This window comes from Piscinibacter lacus, assembly GCF_016735685.1.
GTDB lineage: Bacteria > Pseudomonadota > Gammaproteobacteria > Burkholderiales > Burkholderiaceae_C > Aquariibacter > Aquariibacter lacus.
The window spans coordinates 678811-695635 of the sequence record NZ_JAERRA010000002.1; the positions used below are offsets into that span (position 1 = coordinate 678811).

Genomic DNA, 16825 nt, shown 5'->3' on the forward strand with positions numbered 1-16825 from the left:
CAGGAGACCCCCCCATGGACGCCGTCAGTCCGACCCTGCTCAACCTCGTCATCTTCGTGCTGGCCATCTACGTGGGCTACCACGTGGTCTGGACCGTCACACCCGCCCTGCACACGCCGCTGATGGCGGTGACCAATGCCATCTCGGCCATCGTCATCGTCGGTGCCATGCTGGCTGCGGCCCTCACCGAGACCGTGCTCGGCCAGACCATGGGCGTGCTCGCCGTGGCGCTGGCGGCGGTGAATGTCTTCGGCGGCTTCCTCGTGACCCGCCGCATGCTGGAAATGTTCAAGAAGAAAGAGCGTCCCGCCAAGGCCGCCGAAGGGAAGCACTGACCATGAGCCTGAACCTCGTCGTTTTCCTCTACCTGGTCGCCTCGGTCTGCTTCATCCAGGCCCTCAAGGGCCTGTCGCACCCGACGACCTCGATCCGCGGCAATGCCTTCGGCATGGCCGGCATGACGATCGCCGTGCTCACCACGGCCGCGCTGATCTTGCAGCAGCTCGGCCAGCAACCCGACAGCGCGGCCGGCGGCCTGCCCTATGTGCTGGCGGCCCTGGTCGTCGGCGGCGGCGCCGGCGCGGTGATGGCCAAGCGCGTCGAGATGACCAAGATGCCCGAGCTGGTGGCCTTCATGCACAGCATGATCGGCCTGGCCGCGGTCTTCATCGCCGTGGCCGCCGTGGCCGAGCCCTGGGCCTTCGGCATCGCCGCCAAGGGCGTGGCGATTCCCTTCGGCAACAAGCTGGAGCTCTTCCTGGGTGCGGCCATCGGTGCCATCACCTTCAGCGGCTCGGTCATCGCCTTCGGCAAGCTCAGCGGCAAGTACAAGTTCCGCCTCTTCCAGGGCGCGCCGGTCACCTTCGGCGGCCAGCACATGCTCAACCTGGGGCTGGGCCTGGCGATGCTGGGCCTGGGCGTGGGCTTTGCGGTGACGGAAAGCTGGCCGATGTTCTTCGTCATGCTGGCGATCGCCTTCGTGCTGGGCGTGCTGATCATCATCCCGATCGGCGGGGCCGACATGCCGGTGGTGGTGTCCATGCTCAACAGCTATTCGGGCTGGGCGGCGGCGGGCATCGGCTTCTCGCTGAACAACTCCATGCTGATCATTGCCGGTTCGCTGGTGGGCAGCTCGGGCGCGATCCTGAGCTACATCATGTGCAAGGCGATGAACCGGTCGTTCTTCAACGTGATCCTGGGCGGCTTCGGCGGGGATGCCACGGCAGCCGCCGGCGGCGCCCAGCAGCAGCGCAGCGTCAAGAGCGGCAGCGCCGACGACGCGGCCTTCATCATGGGCAATGCCGAGACGGTCATCATCGTCCCCGGCTACGGCCTGGCGGTGGCACGCGCCCAGCATGCGGTGAAGGAGCTGGCGCACAAGCTGGTGGCCAAGGGCGTGACGGTGAAGTACGCCATCCACCCGGTCGCCGGGCGGATGCCGGGTCACATGAACGTGCTGCTGGCCGAGGCCGAGGTGCCCTACGACCAGGTCTTCGAGATGGAAGACATCAACGGCGAGTTCGGCCAGGCCGATGTGGCCATCATCCTGGGCGCCAACGACGTGGTGAACCCCGCGGCCCTGACCAAGGGCAGCCCGATCTACGGCATGCCCATCCTGGAGGCCTACAAGGCCAAGACGGTGATCGTGAACAAGCGCTCCATGGCCGCCGGCTATGCGGGCCTGGACAACGAGCTGTTCTACATGGACAAGACCATGATGGTCTTCGGCGATGCCAAGAAGGTCGTCGAGGAGATGGTCAAGGCGGTGGAGTGAGTTCCACCCGGCCGGGCCCCGCGCCCGGCCGAGGCACCCGCGCAGACGCCTCCTCCGGGAGGCGTTTTGCATGGTGCCGCCGGGCTTCCCCCCGGGGGGCTCGTGAGCTTTTCCCGCAGCCATCGGCCCGCCGCTGCGTAGCCTGCCGCAGGCCCGCAATGCCGCGGGACCGAAGGCGGACGGGATGATCGAACTGGATGGAATGCAGGTGCGCTTCGGCCGCTTCATGGCGGTCGAGTCGCTGAGCCTGAGCGTGCCCGCGGGCGAGCTCTTCGGCTTCCTCGGCCCGAACGGCGCCGGCAAGACGACGACGATGCGCGTGCTCAGCGGCGCGCTGCGCGCCAGCGCCGGCCGGGTGCGGGTGGCCGGCTGCGAGCTGCCGCGCGAGCTGGCCCGGCTCAAGCCGCGCATGGCCTGCGTGCCCGATGTGGACACGCACTACGAGGACCTCAGCGCGCGCGAGAACCTGCGGCTCTTCGCCCGGCTCTACGGCGTCGACCCGCGCGCGGTGGACACCTGGCTGGCGCGGGTCGAGCTGAGCGAGGCCGCCGACCTCAAGGTGCGCAGCTACTCGCGCGGCATGAAGAAGAAGCTGCTGATCGCGCGCGAGCTGATGCATGCACCGCAAATCATCTTCCTCGACGAGCCCACCGCCCACCTCGACCGCCACTCCGTCAGCCGCGTGCATGCCCTGCTGCGCGAGCAGGTGGCCGAAGGCCGCACCGTCTTCCTGACCACCCACGACATGGACGAGGTCGAGGCCCTGTGCGACCGGGTGGCCCTGATCGCCCACGGCCGCCTGCTGGCCTGCGACACGCCGGCCCGGCTGATCGCCCGCCATGCGCAGCGCTGGTGCGAGGTGCAGTACGAAAGCGAGGGCCGCAGCCAGCGCCTGAGCCTGCGCATGGACGACGATGCCGAGCGCGAGCAGCTCGCCAGCCTGCTGCGCACGCATCCGCACCTGCGCATGCACACCCGCGAGCCGGCCTTCGAGGAGGTCTTCCGCAGCCTGACGGCCGCTGCCACCGCCGCGCGCGGGGTGCCGGCATGAGCGCCGGCCTGCCGCCGCCGCGCCCGCCCGGCGCCCTGGGCGCGCTTGCCGTGCTGCTTGGCAAGGAGCTGCTGCGCCTGCGCCGCAACCCGGCCGCGCTGATGGCCGTGGGCCTGCTGGTGCTGATGAGCGTGCTGGTCAGCCTGGAGACGCGCAGCGGCCAGGCCCAGCAGCGCGCCGAGGCACGCTCGGCCCGGCTGCCCTGCTGGATCGTGCATCCGCCGGGCGATGCCTTCGCCGCCTACCTGCAACGCCATGCCGGGCCGCGGCTGCCGGTGGAATTCGTCGCGCGCGATCAGCCGCAGGCCAGCGCCTACCCGCGCGGCCTGCCCTGCGCAGCCGAGATCGGCCCGGTGCAGGACCGCCAGGCCCAGGGCCTGAAGCCGCTGCGCCGCATCGTCTTCCGCCATGGCGAGGACCGCGCGCGCAGCGAGCAGCTTGCGCGCTGGGTGCTGTCGGGCCTGGCCGCCCAGGCCCTGGACGCGAATGTCGAGCAGGGCCTGCAACCCTTCCCCGCCGGCCATGCCCTGCCGCCGCCGGGCGGCCTGGCCAAGCTGGACCTGGGCAGCGGCCAGACCCGGGCCCTGGTCGGCACCATGCTGCTGTACTCGGCGCAGTTCTTCGTCGCCTGCGCGCTCTTCATCTCCTTTGCCGCGCACGAGCGCGAACGCGGCATCGCCCAGGCCGTGGCCTTGAGCCCGGTCGGCCCCGGCCTGACCCTGCTGGCCAAGTTCATCTTTCACCTGGGCCTGGCCGCGGCGGCCTGTGCGCTGATGCTGGCGGTGCTGGCGCCGCGCCTGCTGGGCAGCGGGCTGCTCTGGGGCATGTTGCTGCTGATGGGCCTGGGCCTGAGCGCGGTGGCCACCCTGGTGGTCAGCTTCAGCCGCAGCCAGACGGCGGCCAGCCTGGTCGGCTTCTGCTACCTGATGACGGTGGGCGCGGTCTTCGCGCTCTCGGGCAGCTTCCCGGCCTTCCAGGGCCTGCGCCTGCTGATGTTCGAGCACCATGCCCTGCAGGGCCTCAATGCCCTGCTCAGCCCGCGCGGGCCGGAGACCGCGCTGCGCGTGATCGAGGGCCTGCTCGGCCTGGGCCTGACGGTGCCGCCGCTGCTGCTGGCCGCGGCCCTGGCCTGGAGCCGGCGCGGCTGGCGCCAGGCCTGAGGCGGTGTGAGGCCCCGGCTTGCCGGGGTCGGCCGCCGAATACCGGACTGACACGGGCACGACACGCGGCTTTCACGGCCCGCCGCGACAGTGCGCGGCAGAAGCCTGTGCCCCCTCGCGGGGCGCAGCCCGTCTTGCCGTCCCCGGAATGCCCACCATGTCCCGATTCGCCCGCCCGGCCCGCCCGCGGCTCGCCCCCCTGGCCCTGGCCCTCGCCGCCCTGCTGGGCGGCCCCGTGGCCGCCCAGAGCCTGCCCGCCCTGGTCATCAGCCAGGTCTATGGCGGCGGCGGCAACAGCGGCGCGACGCTGAACAAGGACTATGTCGAGATCTTCAACCGCGGCAGCAGCGCGGTCAGCCTGGAAGGCTGGTCGCTGCAATACGCCTCGTCCACCGGCACCGGCAACTTCGCCAGCAACAGCCCGCTGGCCCTGCCCGGCGCGATGCTGCAACCCGGCCAGTACCTGCTGCTGAGCCTGGCCGGCGGCGCCAACGGCGCGGCCCTGCCCACGCCGGACAAGGAAGGCACCATCGCCGCCGCCGCAGCCAATGGCAAGTTCGTGCTGGTGGCGCCCGACGCAAGCGGCACGGCCAGCGGCCTGGCCTGCAATGGCGGCAGCGCGGCCAGCAGCCCCTGCAATGCCGCCCAGCTCGCGCGCATTGCCGATGCGGTGGGCTATGGCAATGCCAACTACTTCGAAGGCGGCGCCGCCGCCCCGGCGCTGAGCGCGACCCGCGCGGCCTTCCGCGCCATGGGCGGCTGCACCGACAGCAACCACAACGGCAACGACTTCACCGCCGCCCTGCCCGCGCCGCGCAACAGCGCCTCGCCGCTGAACCCCTGCAGCGTCACCCCGCCGCCGCTGAACCAGCCCATCGCGCCGGTCTGCATGGCCCTCAGCCTGGTCCAGGGCCAGGCCGGCAGCGCGGCCCAGACGGCGAGCGATCCGGACAGCGTGGTGAACGCCGTCCGCGTGGTCGGCAGCCTGCCGTCCGGCCTGAGCCTGGGCACGCTCACCCCGGCCACGGGCGAAGGCGGCACCGCCAGCGTCACCCTCAGCGCCTCGGCCAGCCTGGCCGCGGGCAGCTACCCGGTGGAGCTGAGCTGGTCCAACGACGAGAGCCAGACGGCGAACTGCACGGCCACCGTCACCGTCGAGGCGCCGGCCGCGGCGCTGACCCCGATCCCCAGCATCCAGGGCACCGGCGCGCGCAGCCCGCTGGCGGGCCAGACGGTCAGCACCGAGGGCGTGGTGACCAAGGTGCTGAACAACGGCTTCTTCCTGCAAGACCCGGTCGGCGACGGCAACCCGCTCAGCTCGGACGGCGTCTTCGTCTTCACCAGCAGCGCCCCGACGGTGGTCGCCGGCGACCGCGTGCGGGTGAGCGGTTCGGTGATCGAGTTCGACGTGAGCGGCAGCGGCGCCAACCCGGCGGCCGAGGCCCGGCCGCTGACCGAGATCGGCGGCAGCCCGACGGTGGTCAAGCTGGGCACGGCCGCGCTGCCGGCCCCCGTCGCCATCGACCTGGCCACCCAAGGTGGCGATCTGCTGGAGCGGGTCGAGGGCATGCTGGTCACCGTCGGCGGCCCGATCACCGTCAGCCAGAACTTCTTCCTCGGCCGCTTCGGTCAGATGACCGTGGCCGCCGGCGATCGCGTGGAAACGCCGACCAACCGCCACCGCCCCGGCCCCGAGGCGCAGGCCCTGGCCGAATCCAATGCCCGCCGCACCCTGCTGCTGGACGACAGCAGCAGCCTGCAGAACCCCAACCCCATTCCCTACCTGGGCGAAGACGCCACCGTGCGCGCCGGCGACACCACGCCGCAACTCACCGGCGTGATCGACTTCGGCCTCTACACCGCCAGCACCACCGGCCTGTCGGGCTACCGCCTGCAGCCCACGGTGATGCCGGTTTTCAGCCGCGCCAACCCGCGCAGCAGCCAGCCGCCGGTCGTCGGCGGCAGCCACCGCGTGGCCAGCTTCAACCTGCTGAACTACTTCACCACCTTCACCAACGGCCGCACCGCCGACGGCGCCAGCGGCCAGGGTTGCAGCCTGGGCAGCTCGGTCAGCGCCGGCAACTGCCGCGGCGCGAGCAACCTGGACGAATTCAACCGCCAGCAGGCCAAGCTGGTCGCGGCGATCAAGGCCCTGGATGCCGATGTGCTGGGCCTGATCGAGTTGCAGAACAACGGCATGACGGCAGTCAACCGCCTGGTCGATGCGCTCAACACCGAGCTGGGCGGCCCGGTCTATGCCGCCGTGGCCGATCCGGCCAGCGGCACCGGCACCGATGCGATCAAGACGGCGCTGATCTACAAGCCGGCCCGGCTCGGCCCGGTGGGCGCCTCGCTCAGCGACCCCGCGGCGGTGCACAACCGGCCGCCGGTGGCGCAGACCTTCCAGACGGCCGCCGGCAGCCGCTTCACCGTGGTGGTCAACCACTTCAAGTCCAAGGGCTGCGACGGCGCGAGCGGGGCCGACCTGGACCAGGGCGACGGCCAGGGCTGCTTCAACGCGACCCGGGTGGCCCAGGCCCGCGCGCTGCTGGGCTTCATCAACCGCCTGCAGGCGGCCCGCAGCGATGTGCCGGCCACGCCCGAGCTGATGGTGCTGGGCGACCTGAATGCCTATGCCCAGGAAGACCCGATCGCCACCCTGCGCGCCGCCGGCCTGGTCGACGAGATCGGCCGCGACAAGGCCTTCGGCTACTCCTTCGTCTTCGATGGCGCCGCCGGCCGGCTCGACCATGCCCTGAGCACGCCGGCCCTGGCCGCCCGGGTGGTCAAGGCCGACGAGTGGGCGATCAATGCCGACGAGCCCTCGGTGCTGGACTACAACACCGAGTTCAAGCCCGACGACCGCTACAGCCCCACGCCCTTCCGCGCCTCGGACCACGACCCGGTCCTGGTCGGCCTGAACCTGGCGCCGGCCCTGGTGGCGACGGCGGCGCGCGGCAGCGTCAACGGCACGACCGGGGACGATGTGATCGTCGCCGGCCCGGGCGCCAACAGTGTGCAGGGCGGCCCGGGTGCCGATGTCTTCGTGATCCGCAACCTGCGCGAAGCCGGCGACACGGTGCTGGACTTCACGCCCGGCGTGGACCGCATCGAGCTGGCCGAGCTGGTCGCCAGCCTGGGCCTGGGCGGGCACGACCTGCTCGCCAGCGGCCATGTGCTGCTGCAGGACAACGCCCGCGGCCTGGGCCTGCTCTTCGATGCCGACGGCCGCGCCGGCCCGGCCCGCGCCAGCCTGCTGATGCTGCTGCCTGGCGTGAACAGCAGCCAGATCCAGCCGCGTCGCGACCTGGGCCTCTGAGCCCGGCCCGGCCGACCTTCACGCCCCTTTTCTTTCGCGCCGCCGCCGGAGCCCCTCCGGCGGCCCGCCTTTCTGGAGTTGCCCATGTTCATCCCCCGCCTGTCCGACCTGCGCCCTGCCGCCCTGCTGCTGGCCCTGGGCCTGGCCCTGCCGGCCGCCCAGGCCGCCCCGCTCAACGGCAGCTTCGAAGCCGGCCTGAATGGCTGGACGGTGCTGGGCGATGCCGCCGCCCTGGCCTCGCCCCTGGCCACCGAGGGCAGCCAGATCGCCTGGATCGGCAATGCCTCGGCCAGCCTGGTCGACGATGCGACGCAGGCTGCCGGCGCGCTCAACCTCAGCGGCCTGGAGCCGCTGGCGGTGGGCCAGCCCGGCGGCCTGGAAGAGGGGCTGGGCCTGACGATCGGCGCGCTGGACCCGGATCCGGCCAACTTCATCTTCGCGATCGAGGGCTCGGCCCTGCTGCAGGACTTCGTCACCCTGGCGCCCACCGTGCTGCACTTCGACTGGGTGATCGACAGCGCCGACCCGCTGGCCGGCCAGGCCGACGGCGACCAGGCTTTCGTGCTGATCAACGGCGTGCTCAGCACGCTCGGCGGCCCGGGCAGCGGCAGCTTCAGCACCGTGCTGGGCGCAGGCAACCATCGCCTGGCCTTCGGCGTGATCGACGTGCTCGACCCCCTGGGCAGCACCCGCCTGGGCATCGATGCCGTGCGCCTGGCCGCTCCGGTGCCCGAGCCCAAGAGCTGGGCGCTGATGGCCGCGGGCCTTGCCGCGATCGGCTTCACCGCGCAGCGCCGCAGCCGCCGCCGCTGAGCGCGGGCCGGCGGCGGCTGGCCCCGGCGGGCCGGGCTTCCGACAGAATCCCGGCCCATGGGCGGCCGGACGGCCGCCGCCGGAGACACCGATGAGCGACGACTTCTTCGCCCCGCCCCCGTTCAGCGCCAGCTCCAGCGTCGAGCGCATCCGCCGCGCGCTGCGCGAGAAGCGCAGCCTGACCGAGCGCGGCGCGGCCCGGTTCGACTGGCGCGGCCAGCCGGCGGTGGAGATCGCGGTGGACGGCGCGGTGATCCGCGCGCGGGTGGCCAAGCACCCGATGCGCTCGAGCGACTGGCAGCTCCGCACCCTGAGCGATGGCGCCATGGTGCGGCACTGGATCGAGGACACGCTGCGCCAGGTCGAGCGCTGGTCCGACGAGGACTGAAAGCGTGAACGAACCCGCGCCCGGGCGGCCCACCCCGGGCTTGGCCTTACGTAGTTCCCGTTGAACCGGCGCGCAGGCCGGCCCCTAGCATCGCGGCACCGCGGCCGGCAGAGGTCGCGCCTGACAAGGAGTTCGCGATGAAGAAGCTGCTGATTGCCCTGAGTGCCACCCTGGCCGCCGGTGCCGCCCTGGCGGAGTACCCGGAAAAGCCCATCACCATCGTCGTGCCCTTCGCGGCCGGCGGCCCGACCGACAAGGTCGCCCGCGACCTGGCCGAAGCGCTGCGCAAGCCGCTGGGCGCCACGATCGTGATCGAGAACGTCGGCGGTGCCGGCGGCACCCTGGGCGCCGGCCGCGTGGCCAAGGCCGCCAACGACGGCTACACCCTGCTGCTGCACCACATCGGCATGGCGACCGCGCCGGCCCTGTACCGCAACCTCAGCTACAAGGTGCAGGACGACTTCGAGTACCTCGGCCTGATCAACGAGGTGCCGATGACCCTGATCGGCAAGCCCACGCTGCCGGTGGCCACCTATGCCGAACTGGGCAAGTGGCTGGAGGCCAACAAGGGCAAGGTCAACCTGGCCAATGCCGGCCTGGGTTCGGCATCGCACCTCTGCGGCCTGATCTACCAGAGCACGGTCAAGATCGACATGACCACCGTGCCCTACAAGGGCACCGGCCCGGCCATGACCGACCTGATCGGCGGCCAGGTCGACCTGATGTGCGACCAGACCACCAACACCACCGCGCAGATCGAAGGCGGCAAGGTCAAGGCCTATGCCGTGACCACGCCGCAGCGCCTGAGCACGCCCTCGCTCAAGGGCCTGCCGACCCTGGACGAAGCCGGCCTGAAGGGCTTCAACGTCAGCATCTGGCACGGCCTGTATGCGCCCAAGGGCACGCCCAAGGCGGTGCTGGACAAGGTCAATGCCGCACTGAAGGTGGCCCTGAAGGATGCCGAGTTCCAGAAGCGCGAAGAGGCGCTGGGTGCGGTCATCGTCACCGACAACCGCGTGAACCCGGCCGAGCACAAGGCCTTCGTCGCGGCCGAGATCGCCAAGTGGTCGCCGGTCATCAAGGCCGCCGGCCAGTACGCCGACTGATCGATCGTCCGCGTCCGGCGAGCCGCTCGGCCCGCCGGCCCCTGCCGGATGCAAAAAGGCCACCCTCGGGTGGCCTTTTTGCTGGGGCTGCGGCGGCGGCCGCCGGCTTCAGACCCGGCGCGCCAGCGCCTCGGCCAGGCCGGTGTAGCTGCCGGGGCTCATGGCGAGCAGGCGGGCCTTGGCCTCGGCCGGCAGGTCCAGGCCCGCGATGAAGTCGCGCAGGGTCTCGGCGGTGATGGCCTTGCCGCGGGTCAGGGCCTTGAGCTGCTCATAGGGCTGGGGCAGGCCGTGGCGGCGCATCACCGTCTGGATGGGCTCGGCCAGCACCTCCCAGGCAGCGTCCAGGTCGGCGGCCAGGGCGGCTTCGTTGACCTCCAGCTTGCCCAGGCCGCGGGCCAGGCTGTCCCAGGCCAGCAGGGCATAGCCCAGGGCCACGCCCATGTTGCGCAGCACGGTGGAATCGGTCAGGTCGCGCTGCCAGCGGCTGATGGGCAGCTTCTGGCTCAGGTGGGTGAGCAGGGCATTGGCCAGGCCGAGGTTGCCTTCGGCATTCTCGAAGTCGATGGGGTTGACCTTGTGCGGCATCGTGCTGCTGCCGATCTCGCCCGCCTTGAGCTTCTGCTTGAAATAGCCCAGGCTGATGTAGCCCCAGACATCGCGCGAGAAGTCGATCAGGATGGTGTTGGCGCGGGTCAGGGCGTCGAACAGCTCGGCCATCCAGTCGTGCGGCTCGATCTGGATGGTGTGCGGGTTGAAGACCAGGCCGAGCTGCTGCTCGACCACGCCGCGGGCGAAGGCCTCCCAGTCGATCTCGGGGTAGGCGGCCAGGTGGGCGTTGTAGTTGCCGACCGCGCCGTTCATCTTCGCCAGCGGCTGCACGGCGGCGATGCGCGCCCGCGCAGTGGCCAGGCGGGCGACGACGTTGGCGATCTCCTTGCCGACCGTGGTGGGGCTGGCCGTCTGGCCGTGGGTGCGGCTGAGCATGGGCAGCGCCGCGTGGCTGCGGGCCAGGCCGGCCAGGGTGGCGATCAGGCCGTCCAGCGCGGGCAGCAGCACCTCGCCGCGGGCGGCGTGGAGCATCAGCGCGTGGCTGGTGTTGTTGATGTCCTCGCTGGTGCAGGCGAAGTGCACGAACTCGGCCGCCGCTTCCAGCTCGGCCTGGCCGGCGAACTGGGCCTTCAGCCAGTACTCGACCGCCTTCACATCATGGTTGGTGGTCTTCTCGATGTCCTTGATGGCCTGGGCGTCGGCCTCGGCAAAACCCTTGACCAAGGCCTGCAAGTGAGCGCGCGCCTTCGCGGAGAGCGGCTTCAGCTCGGGCAGGCCCGCATCGGACAGGGCGATGAACCAGGCCACCTCCACTTGCACGCGGCGGTGCATCAACCCGAACTCGGACAGCAGCGGACGCAGCGCAGCCAGCTTGCCGGCGTAGCGGCCGTCAAGCGGCGACAGGGCGGTCAGGGCGCTGAGGGCGGGGGTGGAGGTCATGACAGGCGGTGACAAGGAGCAGGCCGGCACAAGCCGGGACAACCCGCAAGTTTAGGCGGCGCATCCCCCGGCCGGGCGTGGGCCCAGGGAGACAGCGGCGTCGGCTTGCCGTCAGGCTGAATGGCAGAATGAAATGGACCCTGGCATCCGCCATCGCCGCCCTCTGCCTTCCCATGAAACTGATCGGTTCCCTCACCAGCCCCTACGTCCGCAAAGTGCGTGTCGTGATGGCCGAGAAGAAGCTCGACTACAAGTTCGTGCAAGACAACGTCTGGGCCGAAGACAGCACGATCAGCGAAGCCAACCCCCTGGGCAAGGTGCCCTGCCTGGTGATGGAAGGGGGCGAAGCCATCTTCGATTCCCGCGTCATCGTCGAATACGTCGACACCCTGTCGCCGGTGGGCAAGCTGCTGCCCGCGGCCAGCCGCGAGCGCGTCGAGGTGCGCACCTGGGAAGCCCTGGCCGACGGCCTGCTCGATGCCGCGGTGTCGGCCCGGCTGGAAGCCACCTGGCCCGGCCGCAGCGAGACCGAGCGCTCGCAAGCCTGGATCGACCGGCAGATGGGTAAGGTGCATGCGTCGCTCAAGGCCATGAGCCAGGGCCTGGGCGACCGGCCCTGGTGCATCGGCGGCAGCACCCACCTGGGCCTGGCCGACATCGCGGTCGGCTGCGCGCTGGGCTACCTCGATTTCCGCAATCCGGAAATCGACTGGCGCGACCGCCATCCCAACCTGGGCAAGCTCTTCGAGAAGCTGGCCCAGCGGCCAAGCTTCATCGACACCGCGCCGCCGGCCGCCTGATCCGCCGGCACCGCGCCCCGGCGCGGCATGCGGCTTGTTCAGCCGCGCGGCGGCAGGCGCAGCTCCACCGCCCAGCCTTCTTCGGATGGCCCGCTGCTCAGGCGGGCGCCCAGGGCGGCGGCGCGCCGCTCCATGTTCGCCAGGCCCCGGCCCTTGTGCAGGCCTTCGGGCACGAAGTGCGGCAGGTCGCTGCCTTCGGCGAGCTGGCGGCGTTGCAGGCCGTTGTCGATCACGCTGAGGCAGACGCCGAGCGAGGGCGCCGGCTCGGTCTCGGCTTCGGGCGCGGCCCCGGTCTCCGGCGGATCGATGTCGCGGTCGGCCTCGGGCCGGGCGCCCTCGGTCCAGGGGGCGAGGACTCGCTCGGAAGGCGCCTCGCTCGGCAGCCGGGCCGAGGCCTCGGGCAGTTCAGGCGATTCCGGCGGCAGCGGCGCCAGGCGCAGCCACACGGTGCTGGCCTGGGCATGCTTGATGACATTGGTCAGGGCCTCGCGGACGATGCGCAGCACCTGCAGGGTGTCGGTGGCTGGCAGCGACCAGTCGATCACCGCATCGCTGGGCTGCCAGACCAGGCGGATGCCGGCCGCGCGCAGTGAGGGCTCGACCCGGAAGCGCAGCTCGGCCAGGGCCTCGACCAGCGGGCGACGGTCGGTTTCCAGGGAATCCAGCGCCAGCCGCAGCTCGACCAGGCAGTCGTCCAGCGCGGCGCGCAGCTCGCGCAGGGTCTCGGCGGGCGGCGGCGGGCCGGTTTCAGCGGGCAGGCGGCTGCCGGTCGGCGGGGTCGTCTCGGCCGTCTCGACCCGCTGCACTTGCTGGGTCAGGGCCATGGCGGCGACCAGGCGACCGCCTAGGCCGTCGTGCATCTCGCGCAGGATGCGGTCGCGCTCGGCGCGGGTGGCCTGCTCGCGTTCGCGCTCGCGCGCGCCGTCGAAGGCCCGGGCCAGCTCGGATTCCTTCTGCGCCACCCGCTCGGCCAGGTTGCGGTTGAGCGCCTGCAGGCCGCGGGCCGAATGGGCGAAGTCATCGACCACCGTCCAGGCCAGCACCGCCAGCAGGGCCAGGATGGTGTAGCGGCCCCAGGACACGGCGCCGTAGTCGTACATCACCCGGAAGACCCAGAGATCGCGGGCGCCGACCACCAGGCAGGCCAGGGCCGCCACGGCAAGCAGCACGGCGGCGAGCTGGCGGTCGCGTGCGGCGCGCAGGATCAGCGCCCCGCCGACGAGGATCAACACCCCCTGGCTGCCCGCCAGCACCGCGGTGCGCAGACCGGGCTGCACGCTGAGCCAGCCCAGCACGGTCAGCACCAGGGCCACCACCGCCCAGCCGGCCAGCAGTTGGCGCGCGCGCGGTCCGTCGCGGCCCACCACGGCCAGGGCATACAAGCTCATCAGCACGACGAACCAGGGGTAGGACACCTGGAAGAGCACGGCCAGGATGGGCGACCAGGCCTCGCTGCCGCCCGGCTCGAAGGCCGTCACCCGCCAGGCCCACAGCAAGCTGCCGACGCCGAAGCAGGCGTAGCCGAAATGCCGCACGCGCGAGGCCAGCAGCAGGGCCAGCGCGCCCATCACCGCGGCGGCCGCGCCCACCGCCCAGGCGCCGCGGCTCTGCAACTGGCCCAGGGCCACATGGCGCGGCTCCAGCAATTCCAGCGGGCCGACCCAGAGGCGCGACAGGCCGGCTTCGCGGCGCGGCTCGCCGTGCACCTCCAGCTCCAGCACATTGCCGCGGCTGCGCAGCAGGGCCGGCGGCAGGGCCACCAGGATGGGCTGCTGCGAGACATCGGGCAGGGGCTGGCGCTGGGTGCTGCCGAACTGGGCGATGGGCTCGCCATTGAGCACCACCCGCAGCACCAAACCGACGCGCGGGATGAAGAGCGCCGCCGGGCCGGCCTCCAGCGCGGCCTGTTCCAGGTCGATGCGGTAGCGCACGCCGCCTTCGCGCAGCGGTGCGCTGCGCTCCCAGGCATCGGGCAGGCGGGTCTCGCGCGGCGGCTCGCCGGGCAGCAGCAGGGTTGCGCGATCGACTTCCTGCACCAGCGGCCCGAGCGGCTCGGCCAAGCCGCTGCAGGCCGCCAGCATGCAGGCCAGCAGCAAGCCGGCCAGCCGACGCGCGATGCGCTTCACCGGCCGGCGTGGCGGTCGGTGCGCTGGCTGAGCTGCAACTTGCGGTAGACGTTGCGCACTTCCAGCGCCACACCGCGCTCGCTCAGGCCGAGGCGCTCGGCAATCTCCTCGGGCACGAAGCCCTGGGCGACCAGGCGCAGCACCTGCACCTCCAGGGCCGTCACCTCATGCCGGCTGGCGACCAGGGGGCCGTCCAGGCCCAGGCCGGTGTCGAAGCCGGGGTCGGTGTCCAGGCCGAGCAGGTCCAGGGCATCGGGCGGCGCCGGTTCGACCGGTGCCGGCTCGGCACGGCCCTCGAAGCGCTTGAGCAACTGCCGCGCGATGGCCGGCGAGATCGGCGATTCGCCCCGCGCGGCCTGCTCGACGGCGACGACCAGCTCCTCGGTCGTGCATCCCTTGAGGAAGTAGCCGTCGGCACCCGCCTCGATCGCGCGCAGCACGCGGATCTCGTCGCCGAAGACCGAGAAGACCAGGATGTGCGGATGCCAGACGCCCTCGATGGCCGGGGCGGCGCTGAGCTCGGCGATCAGCTCGGTGCCGTCGCCATCGGGCAGGCCCAGGTCGGACAGCAGCACATCGGGGCGCAGGCTGGGCAGCTCCTCGCGCGCCTGCGCCAGCCGGGCGGCATGGCCGACGCAGCGCAGGCGGGCCGTCTGGTTCAGAGCCTCGCGCACATGCTGGGCAATCAGGGGATCGTCTTCGACCAGGTAAACCGTCAGCACCTTGACTCCTCGTATGGTTCTCGCGCGTCGGGCCCCCTGCCCTCGCGATGCGCGACGGACTCCCCACGTGAAAGCCGCGATTGTCGCGTCGCGCGGCCGGGCCGGCACGCCAGCCCCGCGCGGCGGCGGACAGCCCCGCGGGGCTGCGGCTAAACTCAAAGCACAGCGCCGATTTGTTCCGGCTTGCGGGCGCTCAAGAAATGCAGCTAAACAGGGGCCGCGATCCCAGCACCGCCCGGCCTCGCTAGCGCAGCGACGCCGGGTTTTCGTTTTTCTGGACGCCTGAACACCGTGGATTTCCCGAGCAGCGTGGGCGAGGTGACGCCCCGGACCCTCCGGCTCGACAGCCCCCTGCTGCTGCGCAGCGGGGCCTCGCTGGCGCCGGTCGACCTGGTCTACGAGACCTACGGCACGCTCAGCCCCGCGCGCGACAACGCGGTGCTGGTCTGCCATGCCCTGAACGCCAGCCACCATGCCGCCGGCACCCACGCCGGCGTGGCACGCAGCAATGGCTGGTGGGACAACCTGATCGGCCCGGGCAAACCGCTGGACACGCGGCGCTTCTTCGTGATCTGCATGAACAACCCGGGCTCCTGCTTCGGCTCGACCGGGCCGACGCATCCGAACCCGGCCACCGGCCAGCCCTGGGGCGCCGACTTCCCGGTGGTGCAGGTGGAGGACTGGGTCGATGCGCAGGCCCGGCTGCTCGATGCCCTGGGCATCGACACCCTGGCCGCGGTGATCGGCGGCAGCCTGGGCGGCATGCAGGCCCTGGCCTGGACGGTGCAGTACCCGGAGCGGGTCCGGCATGCGGCGGTGATCGCCTCGGCCCCGGCGCTGTCGGCGCAGAACATCGCCTTCAACGAGGTCGCGCGACGCGCCATCGTGACCGACCCCGACTTCTACGAAGGCCACTACCTGAGCCACGGCACGGTGCCCAAGCGCGGCCTGCGCGTGGCGCGGATGATCGGCCACATCACCTACCTGTCCGACGACGTGATGGCCAGCAAGTTCGGCCGCGAGCTGCGCAACGGCCACCTGGCCTACACGACCCAGGGCATCGAGTTCCAGGTCGAGAGCTACCTGCGCCACCAGGGCGACAAGTTCAGCGAGTACTTCGACGCGAACACCTACCTGCTGATCACCCGCGCGCTCGACTACTTCGACCCGGCGCGCGCCCACGGCGGCTCGCTGCGCCGGGCGCTGGCCGCGGCGCGGGCCAAGTTCCTGGTCGTCAGCTTCACGACCGACTGGCGCTTCACGCCGCAGCGCTCGCGCGAGATCGTCAAGGCCCTGCTCGACAACCGGGCCGAGGTCAGCTACGCCGAGATCGATGCGCCGCACGGCCACGACGCCTTCCTGATGGAGGACCCGCGCTACCACGGCGTGCTGCGCCAGTGGTTCGACCGCATGGCCCGGAGCCTGTCGGGCGCGAAGGAGTTGCAGGCATGAATCCGCGCGGAGACTTCGAACAGATCGCCCGCATGGTGCCGGCCGGCGCCCATGTGCTGGACCTGGGCTGCGGCGACGGCAGCCTGCTGGCCCTGCTGCGCGAGACGCGCGGCTGCACCGGCTACGGCATTGAGCTTGACGATGCCAAGGTCGAGGCCTGCGTGGCCCGCGGCGTCAACGTGATCCAGCGCAACCTGGACGAAGGCCTGTCGCTGTTCCAGGACAACGCCTTCGATGTGGTGCTCCAGCTCGAAACCCTGCAGCACCTGCGCCGCACCGAGCTGATGCTGCAAGAGACGGTGCGGGTCGGCCGCATCGGCATCGTCAGCTTCCCGAACTTCGCGCACTGGCCGAACCGGCTGCGGGTGCTGGCCGGCCGCATGCCGGTGACCCGGGCCCTGCCCTACCAGTGGTACGACACGCCCAACATCCGGGTCGGCACCTTCGCGGAGTTCGAGATCCTCGCCCGCCAGCAGGGGCTGCGGCTGCGCGAGGCCTTCGGGCTCGACGGCGGCCGGCGCATCGACTGGCGGCCCAATCTGCGCGCGCCGACCGCGGTCTTCAGCTTCGAGCGCGGCTGAGCTGCCACGGCCGGCCGGGCGCCGGGGCGCCGTGGGCCGCTCGCA

At 71.6% G+C, this 16825-nt stretch carries 14 protein-coding genes; 11 read left to right on the forward strand and 3 right to left on the reverse strand.

What is annotated here, in order from left to right; genetic code table 11:
• Nucleotides 1-14: 14 nt before the first annotated feature.
• From JI742_RS13530 to JI742_RS13565, 8 genes are all read left to right on the forward strand, one after another.
• A complete protein-coding gene (locus JI742_RS13530) occupies nucleotides 15-335 on the forward strand; it encodes an NAD(P) transhydrogenase subunit alpha part 2 (protein ID WP_201827806.1) in 321 nt (106 codons plus the stop codon).
• Nucleotides 336-337: 2 nt separating this feature from the next.
• Entirely contained in the window at nucleotides 338-1774 is a 1437-nt protein-coding gene (locus JI742_RS13535) for an NAD(P)(+) transhydrogenase (Re/Si-specific) subunit beta (RefSeq protein ID WP_201827809.1), read from the forward strand.
• Between the two features lie 184 nt (nucleotides 1775-1958).
• The gene (locus JI742_RS13540) at nucleotides 1959-2825 is read left to right on the forward strand and encodes an ABC transporter ATP-binding protein (protein ID WP_201827812.1); all 867 of its coding nucleotides are present in this window, start codon (nucleotides 1959-1961) and stop codon (nucleotides 2823-2825) included.
• Nucleotides 2822-3985 (forward strand): ABC transporter permease, encoded by a 1164-nt coding sequence (locus JI742_RS13545; RefSeq protein WP_201827815.1) that lies wholly within the window; start codon nucleotides 2822-2824, stop codon nucleotides 3983-3985. The genes JI742_RS13540 and JI742_RS13545 overlap by 4 nt, the downstream gene beginning before the upstream one ends.
• Nucleotides 3986-4142: 157 nt before the next feature.
• Nucleotides 4143-7304: an ExeM/NucH family extracellular endonuclease gene (locus JI742_RS13550; protein ID WP_201827818.1), complete on the forward strand. Its 3162-nt coding sequence runs from the start codon at nucleotides 4143-4145 to the stop codon at nucleotides 7302-7304.
• An 84-nt stretch (nucleotides 7305-7388) separates the two neighbouring features.
• On the forward strand, nucleotides 7389-8117 hold the full coding sequence (locus JI742_RS13555; RefSeq protein ID WP_201827821.1) for a PEP-CTERM sorting domain-containing protein: 729 nt from the start codon (nucleotides 7389-7391) through the stop codon (nucleotides 8115-8117).
• A 91-nt stretch (nucleotides 8118-8208) separates the two neighbouring features.
• Nucleotides 8209-8505, forward strand: coding sequence for a hypothetical protein (locus tag JI742_RS13560; RefSeq protein ID WP_201827824.1), 297 nt, complete (start codon nucleotides 8209-8211; stop codon nucleotides 8503-8505).
• Between the two features lie 137 nt (nucleotides 8506-8642).
• Nucleotides 8643-9611, forward strand: a complete 969-nt coding sequence (locus tag JI742_RS13565; RefSeq protein WP_201827827.1) for a tripartite tricarboxylate transporter substrate-binding protein — start codon at nucleotides 8643-8645, stop codon at nucleotides 9609-9611.
• A 108-nt stretch (nucleotides 9612-9719) separates the two neighbouring features.
• Here JI742_RS13565 and purB read toward each other — a convergent pair whose 3' ends face one another.
• Nucleotides 9720-11099: an adenylosuccinate lyase gene (gene purB, locus JI742_RS13570; protein ID WP_201827830.1), complete on the reverse strand. Its 1380-nt coding sequence runs from the start codon at nucleotides 11097-11099 to the stop codon at nucleotides 9720-9722.
• Nucleotides 11100-11272: 173 nt separating this feature from the next.
• Between purB and JI742_RS13575 the strand changes: the two genes are divergently transcribed.
• Nucleotides 11273-11899 carry a glutathione S-transferase N-terminal domain-containing protein gene (locus JI742_RS13575; RefSeq protein ID WP_201828026.1) on the forward strand — a complete coding sequence of 209 codons (627 nt, stop codon included), beginning with the start codon at nucleotides 11273-11275 and terminating at the stop codon, nucleotides 11897-11899.
• Between the two features lie 38 nt (nucleotides 11900-11937).
• On the opposite strand, the gene JI742_RS14155 is transcribed toward JI742_RS13575, so the two are convergent.
• Together JI742_RS14155 and JI742_RS14095 are read right to left on the reverse strand one after the other, a co-directional pair.
• On the reverse strand, nucleotides 11938-14025 hold the full coding sequence (locus JI742_RS14155; protein WP_201827833.1) for a sensor histidine kinase: 2088 nt from the start codon (nucleotides 14023-14025) through the stop codon (nucleotides 11938-11940).
• On the reverse strand, nucleotides 14022-14747 hold the full coding sequence (locus JI742_RS14095) for a response regulator (protein WP_201827836.1): 726 nt from the start codon (nucleotides 14745-14747) through the stop codon (nucleotides 14022-14024). The genes JI742_RS14155 and JI742_RS14095 overlap by 4 nt, the downstream gene beginning before the upstream one ends.
• A 291-nt stretch (nucleotides 14748-15038) precedes the next feature.
• Here JI742_RS14095 and metX point away from each other — a divergent pair, with 291 nt between their 5' ends.
• Together metX and metW are read left to right on the forward strand one after the other, a co-directional pair.
• On the forward strand, nucleotides 15039-16199 hold the full coding sequence (gene metX, locus JI742_RS13590) for a homoserine O-succinyltransferase MetX (protein WP_201827838.1): 1161 nt from the start codon (nucleotides 15039-15041) through the stop codon (nucleotides 16197-16199).
• The gene (metW, locus tag JI742_RS13595) at nucleotides 16196-16780 is read left to right on the forward strand and encodes a methionine biosynthesis protein MetW (protein ID WP_201827841.1); all 585 of its coding nucleotides are present in this window, start codon (nucleotides 16196-16198) and stop codon (nucleotides 16778-16780) included. The genes metX and metW overlap by 4 nt, the downstream gene beginning before the upstream one ends.
• Nucleotides 16781-16825 lie beyond the last annotated feature (45 nt).

Excerpts from the sequence above, each read along its gene's own strand:
- JI742_RS13530 (WP_201827806.1), top strand. The coding sequence starts at position 15 with ATGGACGCCGTCAGTCCGACCCTGCTCAACCTCGTCATCTTCGTGCTG.
- JI742_RS13555 (WP_201827821.1), top strand. The coding sequence starts at position 7,389 with ATGTTCATCCCCCGCCTGTCCGACCTGCGCCCTGCCGCCCTGCTGCTG.
- purB (WP_201827830.1), bottom strand. The coding sequence starts at position 11,099 with ATGACCTCCACCCCCGCCCTCAGCGCCCTGACCGCCCTGTCGCCGCTT.
- JI742_RS13535 (WP_201827809.1), top strand. The coding sequence starts at position 338 with ATGAGCCTGAACCTCGTCGTTTTCCTCTACCTGGTCGCCTCGGTCTGC.
- JI742_RS13550 (WP_201827818.1), top strand. The coding sequence starts at position 4,143 with ATGTCCCGATTCGCCCGCCCGGCCCGCCCGCGGCTCGCCCCCCTGGCC.
- metW (WP_201827841.1), top strand. The coding sequence starts at position 16,196 with ATGAATCCGCGCGGAGACTTCGAACAGATCGCCCGCATGGTGCCGGCC.
- JI742_RS13575 (WP_201828026.1), top strand. The coding sequence starts at position 11,273 with ATGAAACTGATCGGTTCCCTCACCAGCCCCTACGTCCGCAAAGTGCGT.
- JI742_RS13560 (WP_201827824.1), top strand. The coding sequence starts at position 8,209 with ATGAGCGACGACTTCTTCGCCCCGCCCCCGTTCAGCGCCAGCTCCAGC.
- JI742_RS13545 (WP_201827815.1), top strand. The coding sequence starts at position 2,822 with ATGAGCGCCGGCCTGCCGCCGCCGCGCCCGCCCGGCGCCCTGGGCGCG.
- JI742_RS13565 (WP_201827827.1), top strand. The coding sequence starts at position 8,643 with ATGAAGAAGCTGCTGATTGCCCTGAGTGCCACCCTGGCCGCCGGTGCC.
- JI742_RS13540 (WP_201827812.1), top strand. The coding sequence starts at position 1,959 with ATGATCGAACTGGATGGAATGCAGGTGCGCTTCGGCCGCTTCATGGCG.